Source organism: Collinsella tanakaei (assembly GCF_030373545.1).
Classification (GTDB): Bacteria; Actinomycetota; Coriobacteriia; order Coriobacteriales; family Coriobacteriaceae; genus Collinsella; species Collinsella tanakaei_C.
Genome location: NZ_JAUDCO010000002.1, coordinates 53,869 through 70,250 on the forward strand (window position 1 = coordinate 53,869; position 16,382 = coordinate 70,250).

The following is a 16,382-nucleotide window of genomic DNA, read 5'->3' on the forward strand; positions in this document are numbered from 1 at the left end:
GGCGCGCCTAGTTGGCGGCTTTCACCTGGCCGCGTGCCTGGCACGCGGGGCACACGCCCTCGAAGATGGTGCTGTGCGAGGTGATGGTAAAGCCGGTCGCCTGCGCGACCGATTGGTCCGCGGCCTTGTCGTAGGGCACCGTCGCGTCGATGACCGTGCCGCACTCGATGCAGACCACGTGGCAGTGGGCATCGAGGCGAAGATCGAAGCGGTCGCCACCGGGGGCTTTGACGCAGGTGATCGCATGGGTCTGCTCAAGAAGGCGCAGATTGCGGTAGACCGTGGCGCGGCTGATCCGCTCGTCGCGGTGGCGGACATCCAGATAGATATCCTCTGCGGTCGGATGGTCGCAACGATTGCGGACAGCGTCGAGGATGAGGGCTCGCTGTTTGGTGTTTCTGCGCTGAACAGACATGAGCCGCCTCCCTTATCGTGAACGGTTACTAACAGCATTTCACCAGAAGAGAGATGGGGAATCAAGATAACGCGCGTCGTCCACAGAATGGATACGCCGCGCTCAGTCTGCGTCGCTTTCGTTGAACCCCGTGTCGCAGTGCAACGGCCCGTTGTCGGCCGCCGTCGTGGCGAGCTGGTCGCACCGCTCGTTGAACGTGTGTCCGGCATGGCCCTTGACCCAGATGAAGCGCACGTCATGGGGCTCCATCGCCTTGAGGAGGCGTTTCCAGAGGTCGGGATTTTTGACGGGCTTCTTGCCGGCGGTCTTCCAGCCGCGCTTGATCCATCCCTCGATCCAGTGCTTGTTGAACGCATTGACCACGTATTGGGAATCGGAGTGCAGCTCGACGGAGCAGGGGCGGTTCAGGACCTCGAGCGCTGCGATGACGCCCATGAGCTCCATGCGGTTGTTGGTCGTCCGCTCATAGCCGCGCGAGAGCTCGAGCACGTGCTCCTTGCCGGACGGTGCGGTGTAGCGCAGCACGGCTCCATAGCCCCCCGGGCCGGGGTTGCCGCGAGCGGCGCCGTCAGTGTATATGGTGACGTTCACGTGCGATCCTTTCATGCGCGCGGACAGGATGCGAGCGCGGTCGCACCATTATAGGTCGAGGCCGGTTTCAAAACGCACCTCGAATGTTCGCTCATCGGGCACGGACGATATCTCGCGCTCGTCCTCCAGCCAGATATTGTTGTTAAAGCCGAGGTAGTATGCATGGAGTCGGTCGAGGTGCATCACGATCTGCTGGGGCGTTCCCTGTATCTCCATATCGACCGAGCCGTCGGATTGGTTCATGACCCATCCGGAGAGCCCGCGCTCGCGCGCGAGCCCCTGGTTCGTCCAACGAAATCCGACGCCCTGGACGCGCCCGCCGAAATGCAAGCGGAGGCGGAGCCGAGGGGTGTTTTCGGGGTGCTCGGCTATGGCGTTCTGCAAGCGCTCGATCAGCTGGAGCTCGACGGGGCTGCGACGTGCCTGCTCGCCGCCACCTCGCCGGCTTCCCGACACGAATCTGTCGAACATCCCCATGGCCTCGCTCCTTCCGCGATGGTGGTATGAGCCAGTGTAGCGCATCGTCGCCATCTGACGCGGGCGCGGCCCGCCGTGGCCCGCTCGACGTTTTTCAGGCATAATGCAGCTGAAAGGCTTTCTTGACGGGAGACGCATGGAGTTTTTGATCTATATCGCGATCCTGCTGGTCATCGCAGCGGTCATCTCACTTGTCCTATCCTTTGTGGGGACGGTGCTCGTCGGCGCTCTGCGCTTGCTGCCCATCGTGTTCGCGGCCCTGGCGATCGCCGCGTTTGTCCGGTGGTATCGCGAGCGCTCCTGATGCGCACTGAGAAGGCCGGCGTCCCGTATGGAGGCTGCGTGGTGGGTCGTTTGGAGACATTCGATCGGTTCGCCATATGTAACAATCTCGGTAGCAATTAGAGCCGAGAAGGGGAAGACATGGGAAAGCCAGTCGTCAAGATATGCAAGAAGTGCACGGGAATCAAGGCGAAAGACCTGAAAGGTATCATCCCCAAAGATGCCTGGAAGGAAGGTTGCGTCCACGCCTGCGTCAAGAAATCGGAGAGGGGCGAGCGCGTGTTCGCGCGCATCGACGGCAAGCTCGTGGTCGCGTCCTCGAAGGCGGACCTGATCGCCAAGATTCAAGAGGCTGTAGCATAGCGCTGCGCGCGGCGGGGTGCACGGTCGGGGCGGCGCTACAATGGGCTTCGGTGTCCCCGCGTATCAGGAGTCTTCATGCAGGTTCGCATAGATCCGAAATCCGGCAATCGCATCTCCGCGCTTGGCTTGGGGTGCATGCGCTTTCCCGGGTTCGCGCTCGGCAAACCCGATCCGCGCGCGGCGCGGGCGATTATCGAGCGTGCGGTTGAGCGAGGCATCAACTATCTGGATACCGCGTATCTCTATCCCGGCAACGAGTCGGCGGTCGGCGCTGCGCTCTCGCAGGCCGGCGTGCGCGATCGCGTCTTTCTGGCGACCAAGCTGCCGCACGCGTCCTGCAAGCGCGCTGAGGACTTCGATAGGTTTTTCGACGAACAGCTGCGCCGTCTGCGCACGGACCACATCGACTACTACCTGATGCACAACATCACGAGCCCGGCGCAATGGGAACGCGTTCGCGCCTTGGGGATCGAGGACTGGATCGCGCGCAAGAAGGCGAGCGGCGCGATCGGGGCGATCGGGTTCTCGTTTCATGGCAGCACGGATGATTTTCCAGTGCTGCTCGATGCGTACGATTGGGATTTCTGCCAGATTCAATACAACTACGTCAACGAGCGATACCAGGCGGGTACGGCAGGGTTGCATGCGGCGGCGGCCCGCGGCATGGCGGTGTTTGTCATGGAGCCGCTGCTGGGCGGGCGCCTTGCCGACAAGCTGCCCGCGTCCGCGGCGCGTCTGCTCGCGCAGGCAGGGGAGCAGGGGCTGGCAACTCCTGCCGACTGGGGATTAAGCTGGGTGTGGAACCATCCCGAGGTGACCATGGTGCTGTCGGGCATGAGCTCCCCTGAAATGGTCGACGCCAACGCCGACATCTCCGAGCGCGCCCTTCCGAATACGATGACCGAGAAGCAGCTTGCGACGATCGCCCGTGTCGTCGAGCTCTTCGAGCGGGCGAATCGCGTGCCGTGCACGGGCTGCAACTACTGCATGCCCTGCCCGCACGGCATCAACATCCCGGGGTGCTTCGCGGCTTACAACGCGAGCTTCGCCCATGGATGGTTCACCGGCATGCAGCAGTATTTCACGGCGAGTGCGGTGCGGACGGCTACGCCGCGCTTGGCGAGCAACTGCGTGTCATGCGGGGCGTGCGCTCGCCATTGCCCGCAGCATATCGACATCCCGGCGCGCATGGCCGACGTGCGGCGAAGGTTCCAACCCGGCCCCATCAACGCCGTCCTCAAGCACTTGGTGCAGGTAAAAAGACCCTAGGGATTTTTTAACATCGTCAGCGAATCGCCTCGAGGGTGACGGCGGTGCCGCTCGCGCTCACCATGAGCATGCCGCCCTGGCCGAGCACCTCGTAGTCGACGTCGACTCCCACCACGGCGTGAGCGCCCATCTCGGCGGCGCGCTGCTCGATTTCGGCGAGCGCTTCCCGACGCGCCTCGATGAGCTCGTCCTCGTATCCCTTGCTGCGGCCGCCGACGATGTTGCGCAGGCTCGCACCGAGGTCCTTGATGAAGTCGATGCCGGTGATGACCTCGCCGAACACGATGCCGTAGTACCCGGTGATACGGTAGCCGTCGACAGAGGGGGTGGTCGTGACGATCATGTTCGCTCCTTTTGCGCCTTGACGGGACGATGCGGGTGCCATGTGGCGCCTCGGAACCATCGTACCCACCGGCGTGCTACGCCATGCGGTCCAGCTGGGAGCGAAGGATGAGCACGGGTCCCAAATCCGGCTCGCGCCGGGGTGCAACCAGTTGGCAGGAGGAGGGGAGCGCCGCCGCGAGGGGGCGCAGGATAAGCTCTTTGGCGTTGAAGGTCCCGCCGACATAGGTGACGGGAATCGGGTCGAGGACACCATCGGCGAACAGGGCGTCCGCGATGGCGCGCACCATATCCGCCTCCTCCCGCGCGGCGCGGGCAAAGATGTCGAGTGCGCTCGTATCGCCGGCGCGCGCCGCCTGCGTGACGAGGGGGCAGAGCGCGGCGATGGTGCCCCGCTGTCCCATGGAGGCCTGTGCGAAGGGGATGATCTCGTAGTCGTCGCTTAAGGCGAGCTCGCGTCGGACGATATCGTAGAGCGGACCGCGCGGATCGCGGCCGTCGCATTGGCGCGTGAAGGCGCGCAGGAGCTCTTTTCCCATCCAGCCGGCACTGCCTTCGTCGCCGATCTCGTAATCCCATCCTCCGCAGCGCAGCTGCCGCTCGCCGCGTACGCCCAGCGCGATGGAGCCGGTTCCCGAGATCAGGGCGATGCCGTCGGCCATCGCAAGGCCCGCGGCCCATGCGGCCTCGACATCGTTGACGACGACGTAGGGGCATCCGTCAGCCAAGCTGGCGGCACAGCGCGCCAGCGCCTCGTCGGCTTCGGGATTCTCGCCGTATCCGCAGATGGAAAAGCCGATGCCGAACTGAGTCCCGGCAAGACCGTTCTCGCGCGCCCATGAGACGCCGCGGCGCAGGATATCGGCGGCCCCCTCTATCCCTGCCTGCGCGTAGTGACAGGTGGGGAGCACCAGCCGATCGAGGCGGTTCAGATGTTCGTCGTAGACGGAGAAGGCGGTCTTCGTGCCCCCACCGTCGATGCCCAGCCAGCGCATGCATCAGCTCCTGTGCCCGGAGGCGAGGTTAGGACAGCGTGAACCAGAGGATGACGATGAGCAGGATGACGACGGACACGCCGACGATTGCCGCGATGAACTTCAGGCGCGACGAGCGGGTGCGCTCACGCACGTTCGCCTCGACTTCGGCGAGCGACTGGACCTGCTGGGCCTGCTCCTCGCGCTCGGCGCGATCGGCTTCGCATGCCGCGGCGATGCGCTCGGTGATCTCGGGGTGGTCGTGGATGTCGGTTGCCTCGGCGATCGTGCGGTCGGCGTCCTCGGCGTCCTTTGCCGCTTCCGCCTCGACGCGCTGCTGCTCCTTCAGGTCCTTCTCCTGCTCGGAGATTTTGCCCTTGAGTTCCTTTTGGCGAGCGGCGGCGTCTTTGCGGGCGGCGTCGAGCGCGTCGCGCGCCTCGGCGGTCGCATCGGTGATGGAGCGGAAGGATTCCTTGGCGTCGGCGATGGGCTTCTCGGTCTCGCGCACCGCCGTCTGGGCGGCGGCGAGCGTCGCCTGTGCGTCGGCGGTCACGCGGGGAAGCTCGTCTTTCGCGCGGCGCAGCTGCTCGGTCACGTCTGAGATCTCGACGGCAAGCTCGGTGTCGCGCACGCTGTAGGCGGCGGAGTTGGCAGAGGGGTTGCGCTGGATCTCGGCATACTCCTCACGCAGGGAGGCAAGCTTGCTTTCGGCGTCTGCGACCGCGTGCTCGGCCGCCTCGATGCGCTCTTTCGACGAGGCCTCCGCTTTCTCGAGGGCATTTTGGGCGTCGGCCAGGCGGCGCTTCAGGCGCGTCGCGGCCTCGCGGGCGTCCTCCTCGCGGCCCTCGGCCGCCTCAAGGGCGGACTTGAGCTGCTTTTCGGTCGCGGCGTCGGCCTCCTTCATCTTTTCGAGTTGGGCCTTCAGGGCGTCGATCTGCTCTTGGATGGTCTTCTGGAGTGCCCGGGCCGCCTTGACGGAAGCCTGGGCGCTGCTCTTGCGCGCATTCTGCTCGGCGACGATCTGGTCGAACCTGCAGGTGATGTCGATGCGCTGCTCGAGTTCGCGCGCCTGGTCGGCGATGCGCCGGTCGAGCTCGTCGAGCTGTCCGCGCGCTTCGGCGTGCGCGCGCTTGGCGGCGCTCATCTCGCGGACCGCGCGGGCGCCCTGGGTGAGGAATGCGCTCACGTTGCTCGCAGCTTCTGCCGCCGCGTGCGAGAAGTTCTCGCCGGCCGCCTTGATGTCGTCCAGGCGCTGTGTCTCGGGGACGTCGCGGTCGTCGGCGATCTCGATCGGCTCGGGGGACGGGGACGCCCCGCCGTCGATGACTTCGAACCCCTCCGGTAGCGGATCGGGGTCGTCACCGAAATCGCCGCTCCCATCGTGCGTCAAAAAGCTCGGGATCGTCCCGAACGCTTCGGTCGCCGCGGCGTCTTCTGCCCCCTGTGGGGTGCTATCGGAGACGCCGGGCTCGTCGAGGGCTTTCTCTGCCGTTGCGTCCGGCTCGACCTCGCCTTGCAGCCCGTCCGGCTCGACCTCGTCCGCCGAAGCCATGCCGGCCTCGTCGGAAGCGGGGTCGATGTCGGTGGGAACAGGCGCCTGCGCCTCGGGCTCCACAACGTCGCTCTCGTCCACGATCTTAGGGTCTTTGATGTTCTGCTCGTCGCTCATGGCGGCTCCTATTCTCATGCGCGCGGTGCACGACCGCGCGCTTGCGTTCACGGTCCCATGATATACCCTCGCGGGGACGAAGGCCCCCGCGGACGGGGGCGGCTATGTTTTTCTATACGCACGTTTCCCCGTACGTGCAAAAGCACCCCATGCATGCCGACTTCGCTGGGCTTTTACGCTTTTCTCGCGACCGATCCCGTACGCCGTTATACTGGGTGCTCGTGAACACGACCTGAGCGCAAAGGACGCGAGCCCATGGACCAGAAGCTCTTCACCTACGACATCGTCGCCGAGGACCCCGCCACGCATGCCCGTGCGGGCATCCTGCACACGCCGCATGGCGACATCGAGACGCCGATTTTCATGCCGGTGGGCACGAAGGCCAACGTGAAGGGCATCCCGACCGAGACCGTGAAGGGCCTGGGCGCGCAGATCGTACTCGCCAACACGTATCACTTGGCCATGCGCCCGGGCGCCGACCTCATCGACGAGCTCGGCGGGCTCCACACCTTCATGAATTGGCATGGGCCGATTCTCACCGATTCGGGCGGCTTCCAGGTCTTCTCCCACAACGACGCCGTCAAGCTCACCGACGAGGGTGTCCGCTTCATCGCGACCGACTACGACGGCAGCCATGTGTTCTGGACGCCTGAGGACAACATGGCCATCGCCCAGAAACTGGGCTCCGACATCTGCATGCAGCTCGATCAGTGCCCGGGTTACCCGGCCACGCGCGCCTACGTGGAGCGCGCGGTCGAGCTCTCCAGCATGTGGGCCGAGCGCTGCTACGCGGCGCACACCCGCCCCGACCAGGCGCTGTTCGGCATCGTGCAGGGCGGCATGCACCTCGATTTGCGTCTGCGCAGCCTGCGCCATCTGGAGGAGTGCGGAGACTTCCCGGGATACGGCATCGGCGGCTACTCGGTGGGCGAGGACCACGAGACGATGTTCGAGTCGCTGACCCCGCTCGTGTCCGAGCACATGCCGCGCCATAAGCCCCGCTACCTCATGGGCGTGGGCAACCCCACGACGCTCGTGCGCGCCGTCGGCATCGGCGTCGACATGTTCGACTGCGTGCTGCCCACGCGCACCGGTCGCATGGGTACGGCGTTTTCCCACGAGGGGCGCCTGAACTTCCGCAACGCGCGCTTCGCCCGCGACGCCGGCCCCATCGATCCGCAGTGCACCTGTCCGGTGTGCACGGGCGGCTACAGCCGTGCGCTCATCCGCCATATGGTCACGCAGAAGGAGATGCTCGGCGGCATCCTGCTGTCCATGCACAACATCTACTTCCTGCTCGACCTTATGCGTCAGGCGCGCACAGCGATCATCGAAGGCCGCTACGCCGAGTTCCAACGTGCGTGGATGGACAGCCCCGCCGCGAAGGACTACTAAACACATAATCACTATCGGCGGGCGCCGCCGCTTTCGATGCTGAGGCCCCACGGGTGTCGAGCCATCTCGACACCCGTGGGGCCATTTGCGTGCTCATCGATGTGCGAACGGGCAGGTTCCGCTCATATCTAGGACAGAGAGGCGCCGGCGTCAAAAGACGACCGGACTTTTGCAGATTTTTCCGTGTTGTGTACGTGCGATATTTCGAGCGCAGCAAAACGGCACAAACGGACAGCTTGTGACCTGCTATTACTCCAGTCGCCACGCTCCAAATGAGTGCTGTTTTGCGGGGCTTCCAAAATCACCCGTACACAACCGGGAAAAATCTGCAACAAAGGGGCGCCGGTCTGCCGCTAGCGGGTTTGGGGCAGGTACCGAGTACGCAGCTATGCGAGCTTCGAGCAGGGGAGCTCGCCGCGCTCGATCTTGGCGCAAAACAGCTTGTAGTCTGCCTCGTTCTGGTCGGCGTACGCCTGCGCGAACTCCCACAGGGCGTCGTCGAAGGCATCGCTGTCGCCCAGATAGGCCGCGATGGCCACACCGTCTCCGGTGCGCGCGTGCGCGTGGGCGAGCGCCCAGGCGCACAGCCTTGCCGTGCTGGCAAGACCCTCCTCGCCGATGTTCTCCAGATCGATCGAGCCCTTGCCGTTCCACAGCTGGCGGACATAGTAGTCGCGCGTGCCGCCGCCGGGCCGCTCGATGCTCGTCCAGCCGAGCAGGATATCGCTTGTCGATTGGATGAGCCGCTGGCCCTGCACCACGCGCTCGCCTTGGGTTGCAAAGGGCGCCGCGCGATAGACGCGCTCGACGACCGAGGTGCTCGCCTCCTTCATCTGGAGCACGAGCGGGTCGTCCTCGTCCTTGCCGTGCATGAGCGCCACCCAAGCGCGCGTGCCCACGCTGCCCACGCCCACGACCTTGCGCGCGATGTCGTCGGGGTGGTAGCGGTTGACCAGGCAGCGCTTGTCGTACGAGAGGCTGTCGATGTAGCTCGCGTACAGCGCGCCGATGCGCCGTCCCAGCTCGTCGGCCTCGATTCCCTCAAACGACCCGAGCTCGCGCAAGGGCACGAGTTCGGGTGGCACGCAGCGAAACCGCGCGCTGCCGTCGGCGTCGCGATAGGCGAGCTTGTCCGCCGCGCGTACGTTGTCCTTCGTGCGGGCTTTCTCGACGGCGCGCCTGAGCGTCTTGCTCTGCTTGCCGTCGAGTTCGTCCTCGAAGCCCTCGATCGTCTGCTCGACGTCGAGATGCGCATACCAGATGTCCAGCTCGCTCATCTGGGCGAATCGGTTCATGTTCTTGCGGTACGCCTTGGCGCATGCTCGCACCGCGCGCTCCCGGGCGCTCGCCTTGAAGCCGCGGTCGCGCCCGCAGATCTCGACGCTCGCGACGAGGCGCTTGATGTCCCATTCCCACGGGCCGGGCGCGGTCTCGTCGAAGTCGTTGATATCAAAGACCAGGTGTCGGGTAGGGCTCGAGAAGATGCCAAAGTTGGCGATGTGGGCATCTCCCACGCATTGCACCTCGATGCCCGTGCACGGCGTGGCCGCAAGGTCGTGCGCCATGATGAGGGCGCTTCCGCGATAGAAGGTGAAGGGCGAGACTCCCATGCGCGCGTAGCGAAGGCCGATCAGTTCCTGGACGCGCGTGCGAGACTGCTCTTCCAGCAGCGCGATGACCTCCTCGCGTCCCTCGCGGACGGTCCAGCTGCCATGTGCCGACCGCGGACATGCGCTGCGGGCGGCGCGTCCGCGCTCGCGACGGGAAAGGTCGCCTCCGCGCTGGCGGCGGTCGGGGGTGGGTTTAGGCACGGCGTCTCCTTCACGGTTCGTAGCGTCGTTCCTATTGTGGCACACGCATGCACGTTGACGGCTGAGGTCGATGTGGAGGGGTGCCGCGAATGCGCTCTTGCGCCCGATGGCATTTCCTACCTGCGGTATACTCAACCAGTTAGCGATAATCGACCGTATGGAGGCATAGACCCATGGGCCGTCTCGGATATATCTTCCGCTGCATTGCGCATATGGATTACGGCGCGCTGTTCGATACCGTCGGCCGCGTTCACGAGAAGAGCGGCAAGAACCGCGTGTGGCTCTTCTTCGACGTGGTCAAGTGCGGCTTCAAGTTCGGTGCCGGCTACAAGGACTATGACCTGCTCGAGTTCTACAACATGGACGATGCGCACCGCGCCACCTTCGTCACGCGCGGCGTGAACAACACGATCGTGCGCATGCTCAACGATCCGTCCTACTACCACATCGTCGACAACAAAAACGAGTTCTATACCGTATTCGGCGAGTACCTGCATCGCGAGTGGCTCCACTTCTCCCAGAGCTCCAAGGAGGATTTCATCCGCTTCATGGAGGGCAGGGACCAGATCATCGCGAAGCCGAGTGACGCGTCGTGCGGCCAGGGCGTCGAAAAGCTCTCCCGTGCCGATTTCGATTCGCTCGACGACATGTACGACCACCTGAAACGTGCGGGCATCGACCTTGTAGAGGACGTGGTCATCCAGCATCCCGACATGGCTGCCATCAATCCGGGGTCCGTCAACACGATCCGCGTCTACACCATTCTGGCCGACGGCGAGCCCCATGTGATCTATGCCTGCATCCGCATGGGCAACTCCGACCGTCCCGTGGACAACATCAACGCGGGCGGCATGTACTCGGTGGTCGATCTTGAGACCGGCAAGATCGCCGGTCCTGCCTGCGACAAGAACTACCATGTCTACGAGCGCCATCCGAGGACCGGCACGCTGCTCACCGGCTACCAGATTCCCCTGTGGGACAGCGTCATGGCGCTGTGCCTCGAGGCCGCCAAGAAGATCCCCCAGATGGGGTACGTCGGCTGGGACGTCGCCATCACCGAGGACGGACCGCTGTTCATCGAGGCCAACAACCTTCCCGGACACGACGCCTTCCCGCAGATGCCCTCGCAGGCTCCCGACCATATCGGCTTCAAGCCCGAGTTCCAAAAGTACCTCAAGGGCCTGTAGTCTTTGTCGCTCGATTGCGCACGTGCCGCCCTTCGCATCGTCTACGGACCATGCGAAGGGCGGTTTTCCATGTGGCGCTTCGTTTGCCCCGTCTGCCGCCGTGCGTCCGTGGGTGCTCCCGCCCTTTGATACGATGGCTCCAACGTCAACCTGACGAGGGAGGGAGGCGCCATGGCCAAGTACCGGTGCCCCATGTGCGGATGGGTTTTCGACGAGGAGGCGGAAGGGACTCCGTTCTCCGATTTGGAGCGCTGCCCCATGTGCGGCGTTCCGGCAGCCGAGTTCTACCTCGTATCGGATGACGGGGTGACGCCGGTCGACATGAAGGCGGCCTTAGAGCCCACAGGGACTGCTTCGACGACCGATGAGCCGCTTGCCGCATCCGACGACCTCGGGATCCCCGCCGAGCTGCGTCGCAGCGACCCCTCTGTGCGTCATATGGACACGGTTCACCGTCTTGCCGAGCACGGTTCGTTGCCCGACGGTGCCATGGCGACCACGTTGCCGCTGCCAAGCTGGGATGATATCTTGGTGCTCGGCGCCCAGCTCGATCCTATGCCGCTTGCCGACGATTCCGAGGTCGATATCTCCTGCACGATCGGACCTGCCGCAGACCGACCGCTTGTGCTGGGAGGCCCTGCGTTCGTGTCCCACATGTCGTTCGGGGCGCTCTCCCGCGAGGCGAAGGTCGCCCTTGCTCGCGGTGCCGCGGCGGCGGGGACGGCGACCTGCTCGGGCGAGGGGGGCGTGCTGCCCGAGGAGCTCGCCGCGGCGCGTTCCGGTTACATCTTCGAGTTCGCCCCGCTGCGCTATTCGGTGACCGACGAGAACCTCCGTGCAGCGTCAGCGGTCGAGATCAAAATCGGTCAGGGTACCAAGCCCGGCATGGGCGGCCATCTGCCCGGCGAGAAGGTGACCGAGGAGATCGCGCGCATCAGGGGACGGCGCGTGGGGGAGGACATCATCTCGCCCTCGACCATACCGGGTGTCGAGACGCCGGCCGATCTCGCCGCCCTCGTCGACGAGCTGCGCGAACGGAGCGAGGGGGCGCCGATCGGCATCAAGCTCGCCGCCGGCCATATCGAGCGGGACGTGGCTGCCGCCGTCGAGGCGGGTGCCGACTTCATCACCATCGACGGCCGCGGGGGAGCTACCGGCGCCTCGCCGGTCATGCTGCGCGATGCGTCATCGATCCCGACCATCTATGCGCTCGTCCGTGCGCGCCGTTGCCTGGATGCCATGGGGTCCGACGCGAGCCTCATCATCACGGGAGGGCTCCGTGTCGCCTCCGATATCATCAAGGCGGTCGCGCTGGGCGCTGACGCCGTGGCGCTCGCGAGCTCGTCGCTTATGGCGCTCGGGTGCCAGCAGTATCGAATCTGCGGCAGCGGAAAATGTCCCATGGGCATCGCTACGCAAGACCCGGAACTGCGCAAACGGTTGGATATCGAGCGCGGTGCCCGTCGCGTCGAGAACTTCTACCGCGCCACGTTCGACGACCTTCGCATGTTCTGCCGTGTGACGGGGCATACGCGTATCTCCGGCTTCACGGTGGATGACCTCGCGACCGTCGATGCCGCCCTGGCCGAGCGCTGCGGCATTCCGCGCGCGTAGCCGCCAGCGGCCTTACACGTTCCGTACGCAGCGCTTGTCTGAAGATGGCGCGAGAAGGGGAATAATGGTCACGTCGCGCCTACCGTGCGACGTGACCTTTTTCGGTATCAGGAGTTGTTTATGGCTGAAGATACGCTTGATGAGATAGTGGACGAGACCGGGCATGACGAAGGGGGAGACGAGCGCGAGACGACGGCCTACGCGTCGACGTATCACAAGGGCCCTGTTATCCTGCGCGGTCCGCTCATTCCCGCTCAAACCACAACCGAGAACCTGCTGGCCAGCGAGGACTCCACGGACTGGCTCCATATGGATCCCTGGCGCGTCATGCGCATACAGGCGGAGTTCGTCGACGGTTTCGGCGCATTAGCCGAGCTCGGTCCCGCCGTGGCGATATTCGGGTCGGCTCGAACCCACAGGACCGATCCCATGTATCGAGCCGCTCGTCGCGCGGGAAAGCTCATCGCCCATGCCGGCGTGGCGGTCATCACCGGCGGAGGCCCCGGCATCATGGAGGCCGCGAATCGAGGGGCCGCCGTCGGGGGAGGGACGTCGGTTGGACTCGGCATCGAGCTTCCCCATGAGCAGGGCATCAACCCGTGGGTCAATCTTGGCATGACGTTTCGCTATTTCTTCGTGCGCAAGACCATGTTTGTGAAGTACTCCTCGGGCGCCATCGTCTTTCCCGGAGGCTTTGGCACGCTTGACGAGCTGTTCGAGCTGCTGACGCTCGTGCAGACCCATAAGGTCAAGCGCATGCCCGTGGCGCTCATGGGCGTCGATTACTGGCAGGGCCTGTTCGATTGGATCGGTGGGACGATGGTCGATTCGGGCTACATCTCAAAGCTCGATCCCAAGCTCGTCCACATCACCGACGATGTCCAGGAGGCCGTTTCGGTCGCTCTGTCGGGAATCGAGCGGTAGCCCCTCCGCATAGACGATGTCTGAAACGGCTCCTTCGTTCTGTGGACGAGGGGGCCGTTTCTTCTGCTGGGATCGATGGGGTCGCTTGACAACGTCGTGCAGCACAATTAGTTTGTATACGAACAGTTGCAATACAAACTAATTGGAGGAATGCATGGAGGAGATCGCTGGAAGCGCGGTGCCGGGGGAGAGTCGCGTGGATACCATCCACCATCAGCTGCTCGTGGCATTCAGTCATTCCAACCGTGCGATGCTCGGTCACACGCGCGGTGAGGGGCTTATGCCGGGCCAACCCAAGGTGCTTGAATATCTGGCGGAGCATGATGGCTGCAACCAGCGCGCGATCGCGCGTGCATGCGTGATGGATAAGTCGACGGTGACGAGCGTGCTGGCCCGCATGGAAGAGGGCGGGCTCATCGAGCGCCGCACGGATCCGCGCGACCGCCGCGGCATATCGGTGGTCCTCACCGAGCGCGGTCGTGCGGCGGCGATGCGCGTGTGCGCGTTTGGCGACGAGGTGGATGAGGTCGCCCTTGCCGGGCTGTCCGATGGGGAGCGGATGCGCCTCCAGGAGCTGCTCGCTCGGGTTATCGGCAATTTCGAGCGCGCGGAGGGGAATCGGTAGATGGGATACTCCGTGGGACACAAGCGGCGCCTTGCGCTGCGCTACCTGTTTTTCGTGCTCGGTGTGGCAATCAACTCGTTCGGCATCGCACTTATCACCAAGGCGGCCCTCGGCACCTCACCCATCACAAGCGTTGCCTACGTGTTCGATCTCGCCTTCCCGCCCACGCTCGGCGAGTTCACCTTCGTGATGAACCTCGTGTTCATCGGCTCCCAGATTGTGCTGCTGCGCCGCGACTTCCAGCCCATCCAGCTGCTGCAACTGGTCGTCAACGTGGTGTTCAGCGCCCTGATCGACGTCAGCATGTCGCTGCTCGATATGCTGGATCTGACGAGCGTCGTCTCCCAGGCCGCAGCGTTGCTCGCCGGCTGCACGGTGCTCGCCTTCGGCATCGCCGTTGAGGTCGCGCCCAACGTGATCACCGTGCCGGGCGAGGGCCTGGTGCGTGCGATCTCGTCGGTTACGCGCCGGCCGTTCGGCAGCTGCAAGGTGGCGTTCGACGTGTCGCTCGCCCTGCTCGCGCTCGTGTGCTCCTTTGTGTTCTTCGGTGAGGTCAGGGGTCTCGGCGCAGGCACCGTGGTGTCCGCGCTCCTCGTGGGGCGCATCGTGAACCTGTGCAATCGGCACATTCCGTTTCTGAAGAGCATTGCGGCCTTGTCGCGCGATGAGGCGGGTGCGCCTGAGGGTGCCATCTAGGGGTCCGACACGCGAGCGGTCTTCGGGCGGAAATCCTGCCCCTTCACGGGGCAACCGATCCCGTCATCCATTCCCGACTCCGCGCTACTGACGGGGGAGGATCGGACCATCCGCTGCGGCGAGCACGCCGGTGGTGTCGAACGCCGGGGTGAAGCTCTCGCTCACCGCGCCGCCCTCCTGCCAGAACATCGTCGTGAATCCCAGTTCGTCTGCATGGTCGAGCACCTGCTCGTATTCCTCATCCGTGACGGCGCGCGCGAGCTCGCCGCCCGCGGCGCGCATGGCGTCGTTGGGCGTGTACTGATTCATGACGGAAATCGGTATGTCGCCTGCGATATCCCAGATGAGGTCGAGCACGCGGCACGAGTCGTCCGCATGGCCTGGCAGCACGAGGTGGCGCACGATGATGCCCTGCTGCATGGTGCCGTCGCCGTCGTACATGATGCCGCCGCGCCGATCGACCTGTGCGACCATCCGGGCGAGGGCACGTGCGGCGCGATCGGGGTAGTCCGCGACGTGCGAGAGGTCGCGCGCGAGCGCGGCGTCGGCGTACTTGAAGTCGGTGAGCCAGACGTCCACGATGCCCTCGAGCTCGCGAACGGCACGTTCACGCTCGTAGCCGCCTGTGTTGTACACGATGGGAACGAAGAGCCCGCGCGCCCGGGCGGCTTCGACGGCTGCAGGCAGCAGATGCGCGTAGTGGGTCGCCGTCACGAGGTTGATGTTTAGGGCGCCTTGATATTGCAGCTCGAGCATGATCTCGGAAAGGCGGTCAGCGTCGACTTCGATACCGAAGTTTCCGGTTGAGATCTCATGGTTTTGGCAGTAGACGCACTTGAGGGGGCAGCCGCTGAAGAAGATCGTGCCCGAACCGGTATCGCCGGAGATGGGCGGCTCTTCCCACAGGTGCAAGGCGGCACGCGCGAGTTTGAGCGAAGCGGTTGCTCCGCAGACGCCCGACTCGCCCGAGGCGCGGCGGGCATGGCAGCGGCGGGGGCATAGCTCGCAGGAGGCGGGTGACGACGGCGTCAGAAGCGTGCGGGCGCCGCATACGGTTTCGGTCGAAACGAGGTCAAGCTCCATGAGGTGGGCGGGCATGACAAGGCCGCCGCCGTAGTCGAGGGTGAAGATACCGAGGTCGACGAAACCGCAGCTGCGGTACAGATTGACGGCGGGGTCGTTGTTGGCGACGACATCAAGGCGAATGGCGCGCTTGCCGCGCACGCGTGCGATACGGGCGGCGGCATTCACGAGCGCGGCGCCGATATGCAGACCGCGGACGGTGGGGGAGACGGCAAGCAGGTGGATGACCGCGACCTCGTCATCCGACGCTGCGACGGACCAAGAGGCTTGCGTGTAGCCCGCATCCTGCTCGTCATCGAGGACGAAGGCGCCGTAGATCCTCGGGGACGTATAGGGCTCGCCGTCTGTGGCGACGAAGAGATTGCCTGCGGCGATGGCTGCGCGCAGTCCATCGGCGGTGGGGTGGAATGCCATATCCCAGCGCGCGTCGAAGGGGGTATCGCGCATGGCGTTTACGACGCATTCATACAGGGCGACGACGGAGGGCGCTTCGTATTGCGCGGCGAGGCGAATGATCATGTTCCGCATCCTTACCATATGAAAAAAGCGCCGGTCAGGCGCTTAAAGAGCTGAAAAACAGGCGTGTGCTTCCATCTTCCATCACACATCGACACAAGTCAAGACTGGTAATGCGAACGGCAGGCTCTAATATAAAGGTGTCCCGC

Annotated in this window: 17 protein-coding genes; 9 read left to right on the plus strand and 8 right to left on the minus strand. The window is 64.6% G+C overall.

What is annotated here, in order from left to right; all coding sequences use genetic code 11:
* Nucleotides 1-7: 7 nt before the first annotated feature.
* The 3 genes from QUW00_RS01660 to QUW00_RS01670 form a co-directional block, all read right to left on the minus strand.
* The gene (locus QUW00_RS01660) at nucleotides 8-415 is read right to left on the minus strand and encodes a Fur family transcriptional regulator (protein WP_289612670.1); all 408 of its coding nucleotides are present in this window, start codon (nucleotides 413-415) and stop codon (nucleotides 8-10) included.
* A 102-nt stretch (nucleotides 416-517) separates the two neighbouring features.
* A complete protein-coding gene (gene rnhA / locus QUW00_RS01665; protein ID WP_289612671.1) occupies nucleotides 518-1,021 on the minus strand; it encodes a ribonuclease HI in 504 nt (167 codons plus the stop codon).
* A gap of 33 nt (nucleotides 1,022-1,054) precedes the next feature.
* Nucleotides 1,055-1,483, minus strand: coding sequence for an acylphosphatase (locus QUW00_RS01670; RefSeq protein ID WP_289612672.1), 429 nt, complete (start codon nucleotides 1,481-1,483; stop codon nucleotides 1,055-1,057).
* A 136-nt stretch (nucleotides 1,484-1,619) separates the two neighbouring features.
* Between QUW00_RS01670 and QUW00_RS01675 the strand changes: the two genes are divergently transcribed.
* From QUW00_RS01675 to QUW00_RS01685, 3 genes are all read left to right on the plus strand, one after another.
* Entirely contained in the window at nucleotides 1,620-1,787 is a 168-nt protein-coding gene (locus tag QUW00_RS01675) for a hypothetical protein (RefSeq protein ID WP_289612673.1), read from the plus strand.
* A gap of 119 nt (nucleotides 1,788-1,906) precedes the next feature.
* A complete protein-coding gene (locus QUW00_RS01680) occupies nucleotides 1,907-2,128 on the plus strand; it encodes a hypothetical protein (protein ID WP_289612674.1) in 222 nt (73 codons plus the stop codon).
* A gap of 75 nt (nucleotides 2,129-2,203) precedes the next feature.
* Nucleotides 2,204-3,397 (plus strand): aldo/keto reductase, encoded by a 1,194-nt coding sequence (locus tag QUW00_RS01685; RefSeq protein WP_289612675.1) that lies wholly within the window; start codon nucleotides 2,204-2,206, stop codon nucleotides 3,395-3,397.
* Between the two features lie 16 nt (nucleotides 3,398-3,413).
* Here QUW00_RS01685 and QUW00_RS01690 read toward each other — a convergent pair whose 3' ends face one another.
* The 3 genes from QUW00_RS01690 to QUW00_RS01700 all read right to left on the minus strand — a co-directional run bounded on the left by QUW00_RS01690 (nucleotide 3,414) and on the right by QUW00_RS01700 (nucleotide 6,382).
* Nucleotides 3,414-3,740, minus strand: coding sequence for a heavy metal-binding domain-containing protein (locus QUW00_RS01690; protein WP_289612676.1), 327 nt, complete (start codon nucleotides 3,738-3,740; stop codon nucleotides 3,414-3,416).
* 76 nt (nucleotides 3,741-3,816) lie between these two features.
* A complete protein-coding gene (locus QUW00_RS01695) occupies nucleotides 3,817-4,734 on the minus strand; it encodes a BadF/BadG/BcrA/BcrD ATPase family protein (protein WP_289612677.1) in 918 nt (305 codons plus the stop codon).
* A 28-nt stretch (nucleotides 4,735-4,762) separates the two neighbouring features.
* Nucleotides 4,763-6,382: a hypothetical protein gene (locus QUW00_RS01700; RefSeq protein WP_289612678.1), complete on the minus strand. Its 1,620-nt coding sequence runs from the start codon at nucleotides 6,380-6,382 to the stop codon at nucleotides 4,763-4,765.
* Nucleotides 6,383-6,637: 255 nt separating this feature from the next.
* Here QUW00_RS01700 and tgt point away from each other — a divergent pair, with 255 nt between their 5' ends.
* Entirely contained in the window at nucleotides 6,638-7,777 is a 1,140-nt protein-coding gene (tgt, locus tag QUW00_RS01705) for a tRNA guanosine(34) transglycosylase Tgt (protein WP_289612679.1), read from the plus strand.
* A 386-nt stretch (nucleotides 7,778-8,163) separates the two neighbouring features.
* Here the strand turns inward: tgt and QUW00_RS01710 are convergent, their stop codons facing one another.
* Complete coding sequence (locus QUW00_RS01710) at nucleotides 8,164-9,588, minus strand: DUF2252 domain-containing protein (protein ID WP_289612680.1); 1,425 nt, start codon at nucleotides 9,586-9,588, stop codon at nucleotides 8,164-8,166.
* Nucleotides 9,589-9,761: 173 nt separating this feature from the next.
* Here QUW00_RS01710 and QUW00_RS01715 point away from each other — a divergent pair, with 173 nt between their 5' ends.
* The 5 genes from QUW00_RS01715 (at nucleotide 9,762) to QUW00_RS01740 (ending at nucleotide 14,634) form a co-directional block, all read left to right on the plus strand.
* Entirely contained in the window at nucleotides 9,762-10,775 is a 1,014-nt protein-coding gene (locus tag QUW00_RS01715; protein ID WP_289612681.1) for a sugar-transfer associated ATP-grasp domain-containing protein, read from the plus strand.
* Between the two features lie 171 nt (nucleotides 10,776-10,946).
* A complete protein-coding gene (locus QUW00_RS01725; RefSeq protein ID WP_354003400.1) occupies nucleotides 10,947-12,389 on the plus strand; it encodes a glutamate synthase-related protein in 1,443 nt (480 codons plus the stop codon).
* A 120-nt stretch (nucleotides 12,390-12,509) separates the two neighbouring features.
* Nucleotides 12,510-13,313, plus strand: coding sequence for a TIGR00730 family Rossman fold protein (locus QUW00_RS01730; RefSeq protein ID WP_289612682.1), 804 nt, complete (start codon nucleotides 12,510-12,512; stop codon nucleotides 13,311-13,313).
* Between the two features lie 154 nt (nucleotides 13,314-13,467).
* Nucleotides 13,468-13,938, plus strand: coding sequence for a MarR family winged helix-turn-helix transcriptional regulator (locus QUW00_RS01735; RefSeq protein WP_289612683.1), 471 nt, complete (start codon nucleotides 13,468-13,470; stop codon nucleotides 13,936-13,938).
* Nucleotides 13,939-14,634, plus strand: coding sequence for a YczE/YyaS/YitT family protein (locus QUW00_RS01740; RefSeq protein WP_289612684.1), 696 nt, complete (start codon nucleotides 13,939-13,941; stop codon nucleotides 14,632-14,634).
* An 84-nt stretch (nucleotides 14,635-14,718) separates the two neighbouring features.
* On the opposite strand, the gene QUW00_RS01745 is transcribed toward QUW00_RS01740, so the two are convergent.
* On the minus strand, nucleotides 14,719-16,236 hold the full coding sequence (locus QUW00_RS01745; RefSeq protein WP_354003401.1) for a GNAT family N-acetyltransferase: 1,518 nt from the start codon (nucleotides 16,234-16,236) through the stop codon (nucleotides 14,719-14,721).
* Nucleotides 16,237-16,382: the final 146 nt, after the last annotated feature.